Here is a 17486-nt window from a genome sequence, read left to right as displayed (position 1 = left end):
CGGCGCCAACCGGGGGGTCGCGGCGAGCTACCCCCAGCTGCCCTGAGGACCGCTGCCGAGCCCGGAGATCGCGGTGAACCGAACCACCGGCGCCGAATCGTCGATACGGCGCCGGCCGCCCGAACACGGCGTCATCGCGAGCGCGGCACCGTGCGGCTGAAGAAGTCGGTGACCGCCTTCTCGTACCGGGCAGGGGCGGAGTTCCACGACTCGACGTGTTCCGCGCCAGGGAACTCCTCGTACTCCACCGGCCAGTTCGTCTTCGCGGCTGCCTCGGCGAAATCGCGGTCCATCTGCACGGGAGCCTGCGAGTCTTCCGCGCCGGCGATCAGCAGCGTCGGCGGCTTCGTGGCCGGCGGGTGGTTGATCAGGTCCAGTCGCTCCAGGTCGACGCCGGTGAGCCAGGGGAGGACCTTGCCGGTCAGCCAGATCGCCGGGCCGGGCGCTCCGTACTGCCGACCGTTGAACTCGGACACCATCGGCATGCTGATCAGCGGCGAGTCCAGCATCGTCGCGCTGACGACGTTCGCCAGCGACGAGCGGACGAGGAACTGGCCGACGATCAGGCCGCCCATCGAACTGCCGTACAGCACCACCCGCTTCGCACCTTTGCTCTGCGCGTAGCGCACCGCCGACTCCACATCTCGATACTCGGACTCGCCGTAGTGCATGAAACCATCCGGGGAAGCCGGCGCCCCCTCGTCGTTCCGGTAGGTGATCGCGAGCACCGGCAGGCCGAGCCGATGGAAGACCGGGGCCGCCGACATGGAATTGCGCCGCCCGTTCTGGCCGTGCACCGCGATCACCCAGGTCGAGTCGTCCGGTCCGGACGCCGGGATGTGCCAGGCCGGGGCCGGGCCGAGTTCGGTGGTCACCGAGACCTCCGAGTAGTCCAGCCCGAGCGAGGTCTTCGGGTCGGTGATCATCACACCGGTCACGTCCACCGTCGTGCCGATCGACGGCGCCGGCCCGGCGAGGATCGGGCGTTCCACGGAGTCCGGCGACTCGGCGACAATCTCGCCGACGGTCGCTTCGGCGCCGTCCCACACCATCCGGTACGTGCCGTGCCGGCGGGTGTGCTTGCCGGGAGCGCCGATGACCACGTTCTTCCCAGGGCCGGCCGACTTTATTTCGCGCACGACGTCGGAGTGGTCGGGGTGCGTGTAGTACTGGTGGTCCGGCTTGAACTGGGCCTCGCTCACCCACCAGGCCAGCCCGAAGACCCCGGCGACCACGAGCACCAGCAGCCCGGCCACCGTCACGATGACGATCCGTCGCAAGCTCCGCTTGCGCTTGGGCTTCTTCCGGTCCTCGGAGCCGGCCGCGCCGGCGATCTCGATCGTTCCTGATTCCATTCGGATGTCTCCCCGTCGATCACGAACTGTGGTGCCGCTATCCCCGAAACCGTGCCTGCGTCCAGGCGGACGGTCATGGCCCCCAAGCCCCCTGTCGGATTTCTCCCGCCTGACGCTAAGGACGCCCCAGGGCGGGAACAATGGAGTGAGCCACCGGCGCGCTGGTGGGGCTCACCCCACCGGCTCGGTGACGTCGCGACCGGCCCGCCGGCCATCGGCTGCGGCAGGCGGACGCAGCGGTTACTCCACGTGCCAGCGGCTGCGGCGAACGGGTAGTTTTGCTGCCCGTTCGAATGACTTTCCCCTTTTCGCGACCGGCGACCGTTTTGGCGGCGGCTCTTGAACGATAAGGTTCCAGGCTTCGCCGGCTTCGGGCGGTGATTCTGGATTGGTTCGGGGGGAACACTCATGTTCGTGGGCAGGACGCTTCTGCTCGGTCTCATCGACGACCTGACGAAATCGCACGGGGCCGGCGGCAGGCCGCGGCCCGTTCTCGTCCTCGAGGGCTGCGGTGGGTCGGGGCGGACCGCCGTTCTCGCCGAAGCGCTGCGGAACTGGCGCGACCGCACCCCTTCCGTGCTCGTGCAGCCCCTCATTCTCGGCGAAGAAGACCGCGCCTCGATCGGGCCCGTGCTGGCTTCCCTCATGCTGGGCTTGAGCGTCGGCGTGCCCGGGTACGCCGTGGCTTTTCGCCGGAGCCTGATCGCGCAGATCGTCCTCACCGAGGATTTCGAAGGAATCTCACCCGACGAGGCGCGGGCCCGTCTCCGCACCGTGCTCAACGGCTACCAGAAGCGCCCGGCCCTTCGCGACTTCCTCAACGCGCTGGCCACCAGCGCGCTCGATTCCGCGCACGTCCAGGTGCCGGGGCTGCCCAGCCTCGCCCCGCGGCTGGCCCTGCACCTGGTCGACGGTTTCCTGAGCCGCCTCCAGCGCTGGCGCGGCCTGCTCAAGTTCACCTGGGGCGACGCGCCCCAGTGGTTCGGCCACCAGGACCAGGATTTCACCGGTGACCACGAAGAGACGCTCATCCAGCTCAGCACCCGGGCGCGCAGCACGAACCCGGCCACCCGGCGCGGGGTCGACGACCTCCTGGTCGGAGCCTTGCTGGCGGACCTGCGGCGCAGCCACTCCCGGGTGCGGGGCCGGCCGCCGAACGTGCTCGTCCTGCTCGACGACGGTGACGTCCCCGCCGCCGCGACGTTCGTCCGCTCGCTCCTGCGTGTGCGGCCGGCGATCGCCGCCAGCAGGGCGACCCCGCACAACCGGCTGCCCGATCCGCTGACCGTGGTCACCACCAGCACCGGTTCCCTCGCCGAGGCCCTCCGGCGCCAGGCCCCTCCCGCGACGTGGACCGGCGCCGCGCCGGGGAACGGCCCGTGGCTGCGTGTCCCGGTCGGCGACCTGAGTCACGACGAGGTCCGCCAGCTGGCCCGGAGCCACGACTGGGGTTCCCCGGAACAGACCGGCGCCGCGGCCTACCGGCTCACCCGGGGACATCCGGCCGCGACGATGTTCGTGCTCCGGCGGCTCGGGGCGAGCGAGGAGTACCTCGAAGACCTCGACGCACTGCTGGACAGCCGCGAGCCGGACGAGGGCATCCCGGTCGAGGAGTTCCTGCTGCGGATCTTCGTCCGCGGCCTCGACCCCCACCAGCCGGCGGACGCCACTCTGGTGGACGCCCTGATCACCCTGTCGGCGGCGCGGAGCCGGCAGGAGGCGGGAGACCTCGCCGGGTTGCTGCCGCCCCCGCTGGAACTGGGTTCGGCGCTGTACACCTCACCGACCCTGTGGTCGGCCGACGGCGGAGGTGCCGAACGCCTGCACCCGCTGGCGCGCTACCTGGGGTTGCGCGCGCTCGCCGCGCGGCCTGCCGCGCAGACCGGCTGGGACGGCGTCTTCGGCACTCTCCGGGCGAAGGTCGAGCCGGACGACCGCGCCAGGCGCCTGCACCACGACCGGATGCTCGGCGGACGGACGAAGGTCGCGGCCGAACTGGCCGGGTTGCTGCCCGAGCTGACGGCGACGAGCTGGCTCGAGCTGTTCGACGCCGTGGTGGCCACGCCCGATCCGCGCGAGCGGGACATGGCCGTGATCAAGGGGCTGGGCCACCCGCCGACGCCGCCCGGGCACACGCACGTCCTGCTGGGTGTCGTGCCGGCGCTTGAACAGGACCCGTGCGTGTCGCGCTCGGCGGACATCGACGCCCTGCGCAAGCTCGCCTGGTACGGCTTCCTGAAGCTCGCCGAGATGGACGGGGTCCGGGACCGCCAGCCGTTCATCGACCGTGCCATGCGCTACTCCCAGGACGGGAGCTGGTTCTGGTGACTCCCTCCGGAAGGACCCGACCTTGACCTCGCGTTACCGCTGGTGGTTCCTCCCGCGCTCGGACCGGGAGTTCCCGCGCCGCTGGACGGATTGGCTGCGCTTCGCCGTCGCCGTCCTGGTCGTCCTGATCGCCGCCACCGGCGTCGCGCTCCGCGAACCGCTGCACCGGGCGTTCAGCTGCGGCTCCGTGTTCGACACCGCCGCCTGGTCCGCCGGCGGCGAGTGCGTCGGGCTCAGCGACGGGTCCTACGACTTCGGTCTCGGCGCCTTCACGCCGGTGCTGCGGACCATCGAACGGCAGAACGCCGCGGCCGCGGACAAGTGCGACCCGAACGGCACACCCATGACCGTCGGGGTGCTGGTGACGCTGACCGACCGCTACACCGGCGGCCGCGCGCTGCACGAACTCGAAGGAATGGCCGCGGGACAACGGCACGCCAACGACACCGGCTGCCTGCACCCGATGCGCCTGGTGGTCGCGCACATCGGGGCGTACGGCCCGGACAACGAAGCCGTCGAGGTGGCTCGCGAACTCGCCGGAGCCCCGGACGTCGTGGCGGTCGCCGGGCTCGGGCTGAGCCAGCAACGCTCGGCCGTCGTGGCGGATCTGCTCGCCGAGGCGAAGATCCCGATGGTCGCCGACCTGATCACCGCGGAGGGCTTCGACCAGACCGGCTCGCGTGACGACCAGCCCGACTTCCGTTCCTGCGACGTGGACATCACCTATCCGCACGGCGTCGGGAAGGACTACTACTACCGCGTCGCCTACCGGAACGCCGCGCAGATCGACCAGCTCGCGAGCGTCCTGCCGGGCCGGGCGGACTTCATCATGGTGCCCACCGGCGGCTCCGACCCCTACACCTGCACCGCGCTGCCGATGATGCAACGGCGCTTCGGCGGGAAGATCACCGAAGTCAAGTTCGACGCCGACGAGGCCAGCACCGTGCCCCTCACCGCGCAGCGCATCTGCGGCCTCGCGAAGGACGTGACGGTGCTCTACATCGCGCGAGGCAGCGACCTCGCCCGGCTGCTGTTCAGCGTGGACGAAGCGTTCACCGGCGGGCGGTGCGCGGCGACGTCGATCACCGTGGCGAGCACCTCCGACGGGCAGCGGGTGCGGGCACCCGAGGACAACGCGATGCTCGAAGACCTGCGGCTGCGCGCCCTGCGCTCACCCAGCTTCGCCGACGGCCGCATCCGCCTGATCTCGACACTCGTCGCGGGTGCCGACCGGAGCCGGGGCACCAACCCGGGCTTCGCCGACCTCGAGCGGGCCTTCACCGAAGCGGGGTTCGACCTGGCCCACCTCGACGACGGCTGGGCCGTCAACGCCTACGACTCCATCACCACCATCTCCGCCGCGGCGCGCACCCTGCCGACCCCGAAACCGGTCCAGCGCAGCCAGATCAACACCGCCATCAGCGGATTTTCCACGGCCGGCCAGGCAGTGGCGGGCGCGGGCGGCCCGATCACGTTCGACAACAGCGGCAACCGCGCCAACGCCGGCCCGCCGGTGGTGCGGGTGTGCCCGCTGCGGCCCGCCACGGGCGACCGGCCGGCCCGCACCACCAGCGTCGTCCTCCAACCCGGTGGAGCGGCCACCTGCTGACCCGGCGCCGCCCAGGTGATCAGCCGGGGCCGGTGCCGAATCCCGCCAGTCCGCCGTCGATGAGCCGGGCAGCGCTGCGCACGTCGGCGGTGACGGCGTGGCGGACCTGTTCGGGCGTGCGTTTGCCGTCGAGGCTCCGGCGCAGCGCGCTGAACTGGACACGCCAGAGCCCGAGCAGTGCGGTGGCCGCGATCTGGCACAGCGGATCGTCGTCGGCGCGCCCGGTTCGGGCGGCAAGCGCCTCGGACGCGACCGTGACAAGGTGCTCGGTCATGTCCCGGTGGTGCGCGCGCAGCGAAGGCGTGGACAGGATCATCGCGGTGAAGTCCCGGACCCTCGCACTGGCCTCGGCCAGGTCGGGTTGTGCGGCCAGCCAGGACAGGAGGGCGTCCAGCTCGCCGGCCAGGGTGTCCAGCACCGCCTCGGCCGGGGTGCGGTCGGCGCGTGCCAGCCGGGTGCGCAGCGCGGCCATGGTCGCTTCGGGGAGGTCGAGGACCAAGGCCTCTTTGCTGGGGAAGTAGTTGAAGACGGTCTTCTCGGACACCCCGCACGCCGCGGCGATCTCGGCGACGCGCACCGCGTCGAATCCGCGTTCGAGGAACATGGCGGTGGCGGTGTCGGTCAGCCGCTGGCGCGTCAGCCGCTTCTTGCGCTCCCGCAACCCCTCCGTGCCGGACTCGTCGGACGTCCACCAGTCCACCGTTGGCGAGCTCATGGCCCCACCGTAGTTACCGTGGCTGCACTATTCCAGTAGCTGAAAGTAGTGTCGGTCGCAGCCTTGCGGCGATAAGTTCAGTGACAGTAATCTTTCAGTGCCGGTAGATAGTGCGGTCGTGAGTGCCGCCGAGACCTTCGGAGCTGTCGTGGGTGAAGTGGTGCAGTACGTGGGCCTGTTCCTGCTCGGAGTGCTCGCGGGTGAGGAGCTGATCGTCCGGTACGGCATTCATCCGGCACTGTCCACTCTGGACGATCGGGCGCACCTGCCGGCGCGGCAGGCCCTCGTTCGCCGCCTGCGGGTGGTGGTGCCGATCGTGATGCTGCCCGCGGCGGCGCTCGCCGTGACGGTCCTCGTCGTCGTCACCGGTCCCGGCCTGGCCATGAGGTGGGCGACCCTGATCGCGATGGTGGTGTTCCTGCTGTTGTCCTTCCTCGGGACGGTGCCGATCAACGTCAAGGTCAACGACTGGCGCGCGGACGCTCCGCCGGGTGACTGGAAGGCCGTGATTCGCCGCTGGGCACGGATCGACGTGTTCCGGTCGACGGCGGCGACCATCGCGTTCCTGTTCGCGGTACTCGCCGTCGCGTACCAAACCGGCTGAAACTTTCACTTTCCCGCGATGCGGCGGGCGGGCCGATCATCGAAGCGCTCGACGGCGATCGCGCGACAGCAGCCGATGCCGGCCACCGCCAAAAGCCATGGACAAGCCTGATCGACGATCCCGCCGCGGTGGTTCCGCGACGCACTCCATGGCCGCGGGCCGGTGACGCACCAGGCCGGACGCTCATCCGGCTGCTTGCCGCACAGTTGGCCGACTGCTATCGATAGAGGGCGAGCCGGACGAAAAAGAATTCTTCCCGGCAGAGTCGCCGGAACCGCCGACCGGTCAATCCGGGCGGTCTCGACCGACATTTGCGGTGAAAGGTGCGTGCATGGTGAAACGCAGCGCCGTTTTCGGGCCTGTTGCGCTCGTGACAGCTCTCTTGACCGTGCTGGGCGGTCTGGTGGTGGGCGGCGGCCTCGGTGTCACCTCAGCGGCCTCGGCCGCCGCCGCGGCGAGTGCCGGTTGCGGCAAGGCGCCGACGTTGGCCAACGGCAGCCACACGATCTCCAGCGGCGGCCAGAACCGCAGCTACATCCTGCGGGTGCCGGCCAACTACGACAACAACCACCAGTACCGCCTGTTCGTCGGGCTCCACTGGCGGGGTGGCACGGCCAACGACGTCGATTCGGGTGGGTCCGACGGCTACAACTGGTCCTACTACGGGTTGCGGCGGTTGGCGGACAATGCGGGCAACAGCACGATTTTTGTTGCTCCGCAGGGCAACGGCAATGGCTGGGCCAACCCCAATGGTCAGGACGTCACGTTCATCGACGACCTGTTGCGGCAGCTCGAGGCGGGTTTGTGCGTTGACACGTCGCAGGTTTTCGCCGGCGGGTTCAGCTACGGCGGCGGGATGAGTTATGCGCTCGCTTGTGCGCGACCGACGGTCTTCCGCGCGGTCGCGGTCTACTCGGGGGCGAACCTCAGTGGCTGCGCCGGAGGCACCCAGCCCATCGCGTACATCGGCATGCATGGCATCCGGGACGACGTCCTGAACATTTCGCTGGGCCGGGGGTTGCGGGACACGTTCGTCCGGAACAACGGCTGTACGGCGCAGAACCCGCGGGAGCCTGCGCAGGGCAGCCTGACCCATGTCGTGACCGCGTATTCCGGGTGCCGGGCGGGTTATCCGGTGGTCTGGGCGGCGTTCGACGGGGGCCACGACCCCGGTCCGCGGGACGGGTGCACCTGCAGCGGCTGGCAGACCTGGACGTCGGGTGAGGTGTGGAAGTTCATCACCCAGTTCGACTCCACGATCCCGCCGACCACGACCACGCCCACCACTCCGACCACGCCGACCACACCCACCACCCCGACCACGCCGAACGGCGCCTGCAGCGCGACCTACCGGACGGTCAGGGCGTGGCAGGACGGCTACCAGGGCGAGGTCACGGTGACGGCGGGCGGCGCGGCGATCGACGGATGGACGGTCGGCTGGACGTCCGGCGCCCCGACGATCACCCAGGTGTGGAACGGAACACTGACCACAAGCGGCACGTCAGTGTCGATCAAGAACGTCTCTTACAACGGTTCGCTCCAGGCGTCCGCGTCGACCACCTTCGGCTTCCTCGGCAACGGCACACCGCCGGCCGCTCCGCCGGGCTGCGCCAGCCCGTAACACCGGAGACCCAGAAGCCCGACCGAGGCCGTGCCCGGCTGCAGACCAGCGGGGCACGGCACACCCATGACGGAGATCCCCAGAATGTCTGCAATCTTCCCCGGTAGACGGCGGGCACGCTTGGCCGCCACCTCCCTGCTCGTCGCGACGATGACGACGGCCGCGCTCGTCTCGGCCACGTCGGTGGCCTCGGCGCAGCCGGCCGAGACCGTGCTGCCGGTCTATCGCGACACGCACTACAGCTTCGCCGAACGGGCCGCCGACCTCGTCTCGCGGATGACGCTGGCCGAGAAGGTGCTGCAACTGCGCACCAGCAGCGCGCCGGCCATTCCGCGGCTCGGTGTGCAGCAGTACACGTACTGGAGCGAGGGCCAGCACGGGCTCAACACCCTCGGCGCGAACACCAACCCCGGCACGGTCACCGGCGGGGTGCACGCCACGAGCTTCCCGACCAACCTGGCGAGCACCATGTCCTGGGATCCGGACCTGATCTACCAGGAGACCACGGCGATCTCCGACGAGGCCCGCGGCATGCTGGACAAGTCGCTGTGGGGCGTCGCGCAGAACAACATCGGCCCGGACAAGAACAACTACGGCTCCCTGACGTACTGGGCGCCGACGGTGAACCTCGACCGCGACCCGCGGTGGGGCCGCACCGACGAGGGGTTCGGCGAGGACCCGTACCTGATCGCGAAGATGGCAGGCGCGTTCGTCAACGGCTACCAGGGCCAGACACCGTCCGGTCAGCCGACGACGCCGTACCTCAAGGTCGCGGCCACCGCCAAGCACTACGCGCTCAACGACGTGGAGAACGACCGGCACGCGGACTCCTCGGACACGACCGAGGCCAACATCCGCGACTACTACACCAGGCAGTTCCGGCACCTGATCCAGGACGCGCACGTGTCGGGACTGATGACGTCGTACAACGCGATCAACGGGACCCCCGCACCGGCCGACACCTACACGACGAACGCCATCGCCCAGCGCACCTACGGCTTCGACGGCTACACCACGTCCGACTGCGGCGCGGTCGGCGACGTCTACGCGCCGGGCAGCCACAACTGGGCGCCGCCGGGCTGGACCACGGCCACCGCCGGCGCGGCGACGCAGTGGACGAACACCACGACCGGCCAACGGGTTTCCGGGGCGGCCGGTGGCCAGGCGTACGCGCTGCGCGCGGGCACCCAGCTCAACTGCACCGGCTCGGAAGCCACCGTGGCCAACATCCAGGAGGCCCTCAAGGCCGGGGTGCTGTCCGAGGGTGTGCTCGACAACGCGCTGGTGCACGTGTTCACCACGCGCATGCAGACGGGCGAGTTCGATCCGCCGGACCGGGTGGCCTACACGAAGATCACCAAGGACACGATCCAAAGCGCCGCGCACCAGGCGCTGGCCGCGAAGGTCGCCGCCAACTCGTTGGTGCTGCTGAAGAACGCCCCGGTAGCCGGCACCAGTGCGCCGCTGCTGCCCGCCGATCCGGCGAAGCTCGGCACCGTGGTCGTCGTCGGCGATCTCGCGGGCAAGGTCACCCTCGGCGGCTACTCCGGCGAACCCGCGCACCAGGTGAACGCGGTGCAGGGCATCACGGCCGCGGTGAAGGCGGCCAACCCGGACGCCACCGTCACGTTCGACGCGTGCGGCACGTCCACCGGCGCGACCACGGCGGCGAGCTGCTCGGCGCAGACGCTGGCCGCGATCAAGACCGCCGACCTGGTCGTGGTGTTCGCCGGTACCGACACGAACGTGGCCACCGAGGGCCGGGACCGCACCAGCATCGCCATGCCGGGCAACTACGACTCGCTGATCGACCAGGTCAAGGCGGTCGGCAACCCCCGGACCGCGCTGGCCGTCCAGGCGGCGGGCGCCGTTTCCCTCGGCCACGCCAAGGACGGGTTCCCGGGCATCGTGTTCAGCGCGTACAACGGGGAAAGCCAGGGCACCGCGCTGGCCGACGTGCTGTTCGGCAAGCAGAACCCCAGCGGGCACCTGAACTTCACCTGGTACGCCGACGACACGCAGTTGCCCGACATGAAGAACTACGGCCTGACGCCGTCCCAGACCGGGGGCATCGGCCGCACCTACCAGTACTTCACCGGCACGCCGGCGTATCCGTTCGGCTACGGCCTCTCCTACACCAAGTTCGCCTACTCGCACGTGCGCGCCGACACCCGAGCCGTCAACGCGGACGGGCAGGTCACCGTGCACGTCGACGTGACCAACACCGGCAGCACGCCCGGCGCCACCGTCGCCCAGCTGTACGCCGCCACGGCGTTCGGCGTGCCCGGCGTGGAACTGCCGCGCCAGCGTCTGGCCGGGTTCAAGAAGACCGACGTGCTCGCACCCGGCCGGACCCAGCACCTGGCCATCCCGGTCCGGATCAGCGAGCTGGCGCTCTGGGACCAGGGGAAGCACCGGGAAGTGGTGTACGACGGTCCCTACCGGTTCGCGGTGGGCGCCGACGCCGGCCACCTCGCCGGCGCCGCCACGGTGGCCGTCACCGGAGCCATCACGCCGAAGACCCGGTACGTGACCGTGCAGCCCGATCAGGTCGTGTTCACGCCGGGCCAGAGCCTCGACCTGACCGCCAAGAACCCGTGGATCGCCGACGACACCGCCCAAGCCGCCCAGCACGTTCCGGCCGACCACATCGTGGAAGCGGTGAACGACGACCAGTCGTTCGTCGACCTCGCGCACGCCCGGGTCGGCTACCGCAGCAGTGATCCACGCGTGGCCCAGGTGAGCAGGACCGGCAAGGTGACCATGGTGGCGCCCGGCGTCGCGACCATCAGCGTCACGGTCGACGGCGTCACCGGCTCGACGCCGGTGGTGGTCGAGCAGCCGTTCACGCTCAACGCACCGGCCCAGGTGAAGGCGGGCACGACCTACCCCGTCACGACGACGCTGCCGAACCCGGCGGGCGCCCGGCCGCTGCGCGATGTGGCCATGACGCTCACCGTGCCCGCCGGCTGGACCGCGACGGCGAGCTCGCCGTCCACCTTCCCGACCGTAGCCGCCGGGCAGACCGTCAGCACCACCTGGCACGTCGCCGTGCCGGCCTCGGCCCAACCCGGCAAGTTCGCCGTGTCGGCGCAGGCCACGTTCACCTCCGCCAACGGGCGGGGCAGCTCGGTGGACGCGGCCACGGTGCTGCTGCCGCGTCCGCCGTACCCGTCCTTCGCGGCGGCGTACAACAACGTGGGCACCAGTGACGACGCCACCCCGGGTGCCGGCAACTTCGATGGCGGCAACGCCAGCTTCTCCGCGCAGGCGCTGGCCAACGCGACACCGAGCCTCACGCCGGGGGCCAAGTTCACCCACAACGGGTTGACGTTCACCTGGCCGGACGCCCAGCCGGGCAGCCCGGACAACGTGGTCGCCGGCGGCGTGGCCGGCGGGCAGACCATCGCGCTCTCCGGCTCCGGCACCACCCTCGGCCTGATCGGCGCCGGCGACTACGGCAGCCCGAGCGGCACCGCGACGGTGACCTACACCGACGGCACCACGGAGTCCCACTCCGTCAGCTTCGCGGACTGGTGGTCCAACGCGGCGAACGGCGGCGACATCCTCACCACACTCCCGTACCTCAACAACAGCAACGGACGGCTGGACCAGCGGGTGAGCCTGTACTACGCCCCGATCCCGCTCCAGGCGGGCAAGACGGTGCAGTACGTGACGCTGCCGGACATCAGCGACGGCGCGGTGGCCGGCACGGCGGCGATGCACATCTTCGCCATGGCCATCGGCTGACCGCGAAGTCACGAATCGCGGATCCGCGACGAGGAAAGTCGCGGATCCGCGATTCGGGGGTGGTCAACCGGTGGCGCTGGCGGCGTAGTTCACGGTGACGTTCTTGAAGCCGAGTGACTGTAGGAGGCCGACCAGCATCGTCCGGGTGTTTCGCTCCGCGTCGGCCACCAGCGAGCTCTTCGCGGCCGCAGCCTGGATCTGCTTCTGGGCGAGCTCGTACAGCGCCTGCTGCGAGTTCGGGTTGCCGGTGAGAAACTCGTTGATCCGGGTGAACAGGCCCTGCTGCTGCGCGTACACGTGAGACTCGTGCACGTCCAGGGTCGCCGGCTCCAGTTGCGCGTGCCCCAAGGTGATCGTGGCGGACAGGCGGTCGTCGGAGACCTGGACGGCGTCGCTCTTCAGCCGCGAGAAGTCCACAAAGGCGTTGTCCGTGCCGACTCCGATGAACAGCGTGTCGCTGCCCGCGAGGAAACGGGGCAGGACCGAACTGGTCGTGATGTCGACGACCACCTGGAACGAACCGCTGGCGGCCTCGTAGCGCGAGAGTTCGACGATCGACTGCAGGAGCACTGGGCCGGAGTGCTCCTCGGTGCGTTCGGCGAACGGATTGCGCAGTTGGGGGAGCAGGTGCACCGCCGATGCGACGAGCACCGCGGCGGCCAGCACGACCACCGCCACCGCCATGACGACGAGCCGCTTTCCCCATGCACCCATACCGGGAGGGTTACCCACGTCGCCGCCCGGCTAAGCGACCGGCGGCGGTACGGTGTTCTCGCTCACGTGTCAGATCTCCGACGATGGGAAACGTCGTGCGCAAGTCCCTGTGGCTGTGGGTGCTGCTGATCGTCCTCGCCATCCTGCTGCTCGGACTGATCTTCGGCGGCTACCGCAAGGGCACCAAGCTCGGCGCGCCCGCCGAACCGGAACGCGTGGTGGTCCTGCTTCAGGCACGGGCCCTCGCCCCGGGGTTCACAGGCTGATGTTGCCGTGGACGTCGCCCGCTTGGACGACCTCGCGGGTGACGTTTCCGGTGACCTGGTTGTGGACGCCGCCGTGGGTGATCCGGGCGAGCGCCTTGACCGGCTGCGGGTCGTCCGGGGCGGGCGCACCGTCACCGCCGTCGTCACCTCGGCCGTCACCCAGGACATCACGCTCATGGCTGGTGAACCAGGCCGGCGGCAAGGTGATGGACGTCAAGGGCGCCGCCCGCGACGACGGTGCGGCCGCCATCCTGTGGCCGTGGAGCGGGGCTACCAACCAGCAGTGGCGATTGCTGCCGGCGTCCGGGAGCGCGTACTGGATCGTCAGCGTCAACAGCGGGAAGCTGCTCGACAGCCCCGGCGGGTCGGGCCGCGGTGCCGGCCTGGACCAGTGGAGCGACACTTCCAGCGACAACCAGTGGTGGCAGGTCGTTCCGATTTCCGGTGACGTCTGCCGGCTGGTGAACGTCCGGACCGGCTGGTGCGCGGAAGCCGAGAACGGTTCGGCCGCCGACGGCGCGCGAGTCGTCCAGAACCCTTACACCGGTGGTGTCCCACCAGCAGTGGCGCCTCGTCGCCGTCTGACACGTGACCAGGGCGGGCAGCCCGAAACTTGATCGAAACTCTTTGCCTGGCGACGGCGCGCCGTGCTCTGCTCCTCTCGATAGGTGAACTTCATCGATTCGTCCAGGTCGCCGAGGACCTGGTCCCGGCGCCGGGCATTGCCGGCGGGGACTTGCCCGAGGTGAGCACTCCCTGGGCGGGCGCCTGGAAGGAGACCACGAATGGCAGGAAATTCGTCGGGCCCACACGGCAGGCGGTGGTGGCGGTCACCGGCCGGCCGGGTTTTGGCGGGAGTGGCCACCGTGGCCGCGACGGCGGCGGTGCTGGTGACGGCACCCGGTGCCAATGCCGCGGCCGGTACGCTCGGGGCGGCGGCCGCGCAGTCCGGCCGGTATTTCGGCACGGCGATCGCCGGCGGCAGGCTCGGCAATTCGGCCTACACCACGATCGCGGCGCGCGAGTTCAACATGGTGACGGCCGAGAACGAGATGAAGCCCGACGCGACCGAGCCCAACCAGAACCAGTTCAACTTCTCGGCAGGCGACCAGATCTACAACTGGGCGATCAGCCACGGTTCGCGGGTCCGTGGGCACACCCTCGCCTGGCACGGGCAGCAGCCGGGGTGGATGCAGCGCATGAACGGGAGCGCGCTCCGCAGCGCGATGATCAACCACATCCAGAAGGTAATGGCCCACTACCAGGGCAAACTCGCGTACTGGGACGTGGTCAACGAGGCGTTCAACGAAGACGGCAGCCGTCGTTCGTCGAACCTGCAGGGCACCGGCAACGACTGGATCGAGGTCGCGTTCCGGACGGCGCGCGCGGCCGCCCCGTCGGTCAAGCTCTGCTACAACGACTACAACATCGACAACTGGAACTACGGCAAGACCCAAGGCGTGTACCGCATGATCCAGGACTTCAAGTCCCGCGGCGTGCCGATCGACTGTGTCGGCCTGCAGGCCCACTTCACCGGCGGTAGCTCGGTTCCGAGCAATTTCCAGACCACGATTTCCAGCTTCGCGGCGCTCGGTGTCGACGTGGCCCTCACCGAGGTCGACGTCACGAACTCGTCCACCTCGCAGTACACGGCGCTGACCCAGGCGTGCATGAACGTCGCGCGCTGCGCCGGCATCACGGTCTGGGGCGTGCGTGACAGCGACTCCTGGCGGTCAAACGAGAACCCCCTTCTGTTCGACGGCAACGGGAACAAGAAGGCCGCCTACAACTCCGTGCTGAACGCCCTCAACGTCGGCGGCCCGACCACGACACCAACCACACCCACCGGGCCGACGACTTCCACGACGCCGACAACCCCGACAACTACCACGACGCCGGGCGGGGGCAGTTGCACCGCGACGCTTTCGGCAGGACAGTCCTGGAGCGACCGGTACAACCTCAACGTCTCGGTCAGCGGCTCTTCCACGTGGACGGTCACCATGAACGTTCCGAGTCCCGCGAGGATCAGTGCCACCTGGAACGTCAACGCCACGTGGCCCAGCAGCCAGGTCCTCGTCGCGAAGCCCAACGGGAGCGGCGACAACTGGGGTGTCACCATCCAGCACAACGGAAACCGGAGCTGGCCCAGCGTCAGCTGCAGCGCCTCCTGAGGCGCGAGACGAGGGGTTGTGAGTGACTCGTTCGCGGAGTGGGCGCTTCGCGAACGAGTCACTCACGTCCGGGCCGGCGCGGGGCGAGGTGCGGCACCGGCGGCAGAGCCGTAATCTCTTGCTGGAGCATGGTCCTGTCCTCTTCGCCGGCAGGCCGGTCGAGCAAGGGGCCCGCAAGCGCTGTGCGGCCACATCGGGTGCTGCGATTCGTCGCCGGGGCGGCACGCCAGCGCCCACGCGGCGGCCACGGGGCACCGGTTCGTGCGCAGTTTCGAGCCGATCCCAGCGGCGTACCTGCCCGCACATGAATGTAACTTTCAAGGCTCGGCTGTCCTTTGTGGACCCTGGACCGGGCCTTGAGGTGGTAAGGCCGCCCAGCCCGGCGTCCGGGCGCTCGGTATTCGGGCGCATGGATTGACAATTCTTCACATGGAAGTCCAGGCTGGCGCGACGCGTGTTAACGGTAACAGTCGTCTCACTCACGGGAATGCCGATCTGGCCGTGCTACGGCGGGCGCGACCAGAAGCGGACCTGCAGCTGACTGGGAGAAGGTCGTCATGAACAGAGGAAGTATCAGCCGCAGAAGGCGATCCCTGATCGCCACGCTCGCCGCGGTGACGGTGACGGCGGCGTTGGGGGTGACTCTGGGGGCCAACGAGGCCCTGGCCGACGCCACCGGCGCGCTGCGCGGTGTCGGTTCGAGCCGGTGCCTGGATGTCCAGAACGCCAGCCAGAACGACGGTGCCCTCCTGCAGATCTACGACTGCTCGGGCGGTACGAGCCAGCAGTGGACGTCGACGGACGCCGGCCTGTTGACGGTGTTTGGCGGCAAGTGCCTGGACGTGCCCGGCAGCGCGACCACCGCCGGCACCCGGGTGCAGATCTGGACCTGTCACGGTGGGGCCAACCAGCAGTGGCGGGTGAACGCCGACGGCACGGTGGTCGGGGTACAGTCCGGGCTCTGCCTGGATGTCACCGGCGCCGGCACGGCCAACGGCACCGCGGTGGCGCTCTGGACGTGCAACGGCGGCAGCAACCAGAAGTGGACGGGCCTGTCGACCACGCCGACCACGACGACGCCGACGACGACCACGACCGGCAACGGCTGCTCCCTTCCGTCGACGTACCGCTGGTCGTCGTCGGGTGCGCTGGCGCAGCCGAAGAACGGGTGGGTCTCGCTCAAGGACTTCACCAACGTCGTCCACAACGGCAAGCACCTCGTCTACGCGTCGAACGTCGCGGGATCGTCGTACGGCTCGATGGCCTTCACCCCCTTCACGAACTGGTCCGACATGGCCTCGGCCGGCCAGAACGGGATGAACCAGGGCACGGTGGCGCCCACGCTGTTCTACTTCGCGCCGAAGAACATCTGGGTGCTGGCGTACCAGTGGGGTCAGTGGCCCTTCATCTACCGCACGTCGAGTGACCCCACCAACCCCAACGGGTGGTCCTCGCCGCAGCCGCTGTTCACGGGCAGCATCTCCGGCTCCGGCACCGGCCCGATCGACCAGACCCTGATCGCCGACGGCTCGAACATGTACCTGTTCTTCGCCGGTGACAACGGGAAGATCTACCGGGCGAGCATGCCGATCGGGAACTTCCCGGGCAGCTTCGGCTCGAACTACACGACGATCATGAGCGACACGCAGGCCAACCTGTTCGAAGCGGTCGAGGTCTACAAGGTCCAGGGCCAGAACCAGTACCTGATGATCGTCGAGGCGATGGGCGGGGGCGGGCGCTACTTCCGGTCGTTCACCTCGAACAGCCTGAGCGGTTCGTGGACCCCGCAGGCCGCCACCGAAGCCAAACCCTTCGCGGGCAAGGCCAACAGCGGCGCCGGCTGGACCAACGACATCAGCCACGGTGACCTGGTCCGCAACAACCCCGACCAGACCAAGACCATCGATCCGTGCAACCTGCAGTTCCTCTACCAGGGCAAGAACCCCAGTGCCGGTGGTCCCTACGACCAGCTGCCGTGGCGGCCGGGTCTCCTGACGCTGCAGCGTTAGCCGACTCCACCCGACCGACACCTGTTCTCGGAAGGAGCCCCAGCCGCCCGTCGGCTGGGGCTCCTTCCTGGTCACCCGGCCGGTCGGCGCGAAACCTGCCGCCACACCCCATCCGCCACCTGGCCTCGCACCTCCCGCGGCCTTGACCAGGACCCAAGGCCCGAATTTGGTGCGCTCAACGCACCAAAACAGCCATTGAACCTCTGCCGGCGACTCCACACCGCACCGCCACGCCACACCTCAACGACCACTACTGAAGCGCCCCAATGTGGCGTTGGGGGGTCGACCCGTCCGCGTGGCCGGAGTGAACACGATGCGAGTGCGCGTTTTGCGGTTGGTTCTCG

The 17486-nt window shown here is 69.4% G+C and carries 13 protein-coding genes and 1 pseudogene; 10 read left to right on the top strand and 4 right to left on the bottom strand.

Going from position 1 to position 17486, the window contains the following annotated elements; translation table 11 throughout:
* Positions 1-131: 131 nt before the first annotated feature.
* Complete coding sequence (locus AB0M82_RS07620) at positions 132-1355, bottom strand: alpha/beta fold hydrolase (RefSeq protein WP_364718553.1); 1224 nt, start codon at positions 1353-1355, stop codon at positions 132-134.
* 408 nt (positions 1356-1763) lie between these two features.
* Here AB0M82_RS07620 and AB0M82_RS07615 point away from each other — a divergent pair, with 408 nt between their 5' ends.
* Positions 1764-3683 (top strand): hypothetical protein, encoded by a 1920-nt coding sequence (locus AB0M82_RS07615; protein ID WP_364718551.1) that lies wholly within the window; start codon positions 1764-1766, stop codon positions 3681-3683.
* 22 nt (positions 3684-3705) lie between these two features.
* Entirely contained in the window at positions 3706-5292 is a 1587-nt protein-coding gene (locus AB0M82_RS07610; protein WP_364718550.1) for an ABC transporter substrate-binding protein, read from the top strand.
* A 19-nt stretch (positions 5293-5311) separates the two neighbouring features.
* Here AB0M82_RS07610 and AB0M82_RS07605 read toward each other — a convergent pair whose 3' ends face one another.
* Positions 5312-6007, bottom strand: a complete 696-nt coding sequence (locus tag AB0M82_RS07605) for a TetR family transcriptional regulator (RefSeq protein ID WP_364718549.1) — start codon at positions 6005-6007, stop codon at positions 5312-5314.
* Positions 6008-6125: 118 nt separating this feature from the next.
* On the opposite strand from AB0M82_RS07605, the gene AB0M82_RS07600 reads away from it, so the two are divergent.
* The 3 genes from AB0M82_RS07600 (at position 6126) to AB0M82_RS07590 (ending at position 11982) form a co-directional block, all read left to right on the top strand.
* On the top strand, positions 6126-6611 hold the full coding sequence (locus tag AB0M82_RS07600) for a DUF1772 domain-containing protein (RefSeq protein ID WP_364718548.1): 486 nt from the start codon (positions 6126-6128) through the stop codon (positions 6609-6611).
* Positions 6612-6981: 370 nt separating this feature from the next.
* Complete coding sequence (locus AB0M82_RS07595) at positions 6982-8232, top strand: cellulose binding domain-containing protein (protein ID WP_364718547.1); 1251 nt, start codon at positions 6982-6984, stop codon at positions 8230-8232.
* 84 nt (positions 8233-8316) lie between these two features.
* Positions 8317-11982 (top strand): glycoside hydrolase family 3 C-terminal domain-containing protein, encoded by a 3666-nt coding sequence (locus tag AB0M82_RS07590; RefSeq protein ID WP_364718545.1) that lies wholly within the window; start codon positions 8317-8319, stop codon positions 11980-11982.
* Positions 11983-12045: 63 nt separating this feature from the next.
* On the opposite strand, the gene AB0M82_RS07585 is transcribed toward AB0M82_RS07590, so the two are convergent.
* The gene (locus AB0M82_RS07585) at positions 12046-12696 is read right to left on the bottom strand and encodes a DUF4230 domain-containing protein (protein WP_364718543.1); all 651 of its coding nucleotides are present in this window, start codon (positions 12694-12696) and stop codon (positions 12046-12048) included.
* An 83-nt stretch (positions 12697-12779) separates the two neighbouring features.
* On the opposite strand from AB0M82_RS07585, the gene AB0M82_RS07580 reads away from it, so the two are divergent.
* The gene (locus tag AB0M82_RS07580; protein ID WP_364718541.1) at positions 12780-12962 is read left to right on the top strand and encodes a hypothetical protein; all 183 of its coding nucleotides are present in this window, start codon (positions 12780-12782) and stop codon (positions 12960-12962) included.
* Here AB0M82_RS07580 and AB0M82_RS07575 read toward each other — a convergent pair.
* Positions 12952-13179 (bottom strand): hypothetical protein, encoded by a 228-nt coding sequence (locus AB0M82_RS07575; protein WP_364718539.1) that lies wholly within the window; start codon positions 13177-13179, stop codon positions 12952-12954. The genes AB0M82_RS07580 and AB0M82_RS07575 overlap by 11 nt on opposite strands.
* Here AB0M82_RS07575 and AB0M82_RS07570 point away from each other — a divergent pair.
* The 4 genes and pseudogenes from AB0M82_RS07570 (at position 13169) to AB0M82_RS07555 (ending at position 17142) form a co-directional block, all read left to right on the top strand.
* On the top strand, positions 13169-13579 hold the full coding sequence (locus AB0M82_RS07570) for an RICIN domain-containing protein (protein ID WP_364718537.1): 411 nt from the start codon (positions 13169-13171) through the stop codon (positions 13577-13579). The genes AB0M82_RS07575 and AB0M82_RS07570 overlap by 11 nt on opposite strands.
* A 168-nt stretch (positions 13580-13747) precedes the next feature.
* A complete protein-coding gene (locus tag AB0M82_RS07565; protein ID WP_364718535.1) occupies positions 13748-15133 on the top strand; it encodes an endo-1,4-beta-xylanase in 1386 nt (461 codons plus the stop codon).
* Between the two features lie 183 nt (positions 15134-15316).
* Positions 15317-15493, top strand: a pseudogene (locus AB0M82_RS07560) (UBP-type zinc finger domain-containing protein); the annotation flags it as partial.
* 197 nt (positions 15494-15690) lie between these two features.
* Positions 15691-17142, top strand: a complete 1452-nt coding sequence (locus AB0M82_RS07555) for a non-reducing end alpha-L-arabinofuranosidase family hydrolase (RefSeq protein ID WP_364718533.1) — start codon at positions 15691-15693, stop codon at positions 17140-17142.
* Positions 17143-17486 lie beyond the last annotated feature (344 nt).

This window comes from Amycolatopsis sp. NPDC051128, assembly GCF_040682715.1.
Taxonomy (GTDB): Bacteria; Actinomycetota; Actinomycetes; order Mycobacteriales; family Pseudonocardiaceae; genus Amycolatopsis.
Note: the sequence above shows the minus strand (reverse complement) of the source record. Positions and strands in the feature narration are given on the sequence as shown.

Excerpts from the sequence above, each read along its gene's own strand:
- AB0M82_RS07620 (WP_364718553.1), bottom strand. The coding sequence starts at position 1,355 with ATGGAATCAGGAACGATCGAGATCGCCGGCGCGGCCGGCTCCGAGGAC.
- AB0M82_RS07585 (WP_364718543.1), bottom strand. The coding sequence starts at position 12,696 with ATGGGTGCATGGGGAAAGCGGCTCGTCGTCATGGCGGTGGCGGTGGTC.
- AB0M82_RS07555 (WP_364718533.1), top strand. The coding sequence starts at position 15,691 with ATGAACAGAGGAAGTATCAGCCGCAGAAGGCGATCCCTGATCGCCACG.
- AB0M82_RS07615 (WP_364718551.1), top strand. The coding sequence starts at position 1,764 with ATGTTCGTGGGCAGGACGCTTCTGCTCGGTCTCATCGACGACCTGACG.
- AB0M82_RS07565 (WP_364718535.1), top strand. The coding sequence starts at position 13,748 with ATGGCAGGAAATTCGTCGGGCCCACACGGCAGGCGGTGGTGGCGGTCA.
- AB0M82_RS07580 (WP_364718541.1), top strand. The coding sequence starts at position 12,780 with ATGGGAAACGTCGTGCGCAAGTCCCTGTGGCTGTGGGTGCTGCTGATC.
- AB0M82_RS07590 (WP_364718545.1), top strand. The coding sequence starts at position 8,317 with ATGTCTGCAATCTTCCCCGGTAGACGGCGGGCACGCTTGGCCGCCACC.
- AB0M82_RS07605 (WP_364718549.1), bottom strand. The coding sequence starts at position 6,007 with ATGAGCTCGCCAACGGTGGACTGGTGGACGTCCGACGAGTCCGGCACG.
- AB0M82_RS07570 (WP_364718537.1), top strand. The coding sequence starts at position 13,169 with ATGGACGTCAAGGGCGCCGCCCGCGACGACGGTGCGGCCGCCATCCTG.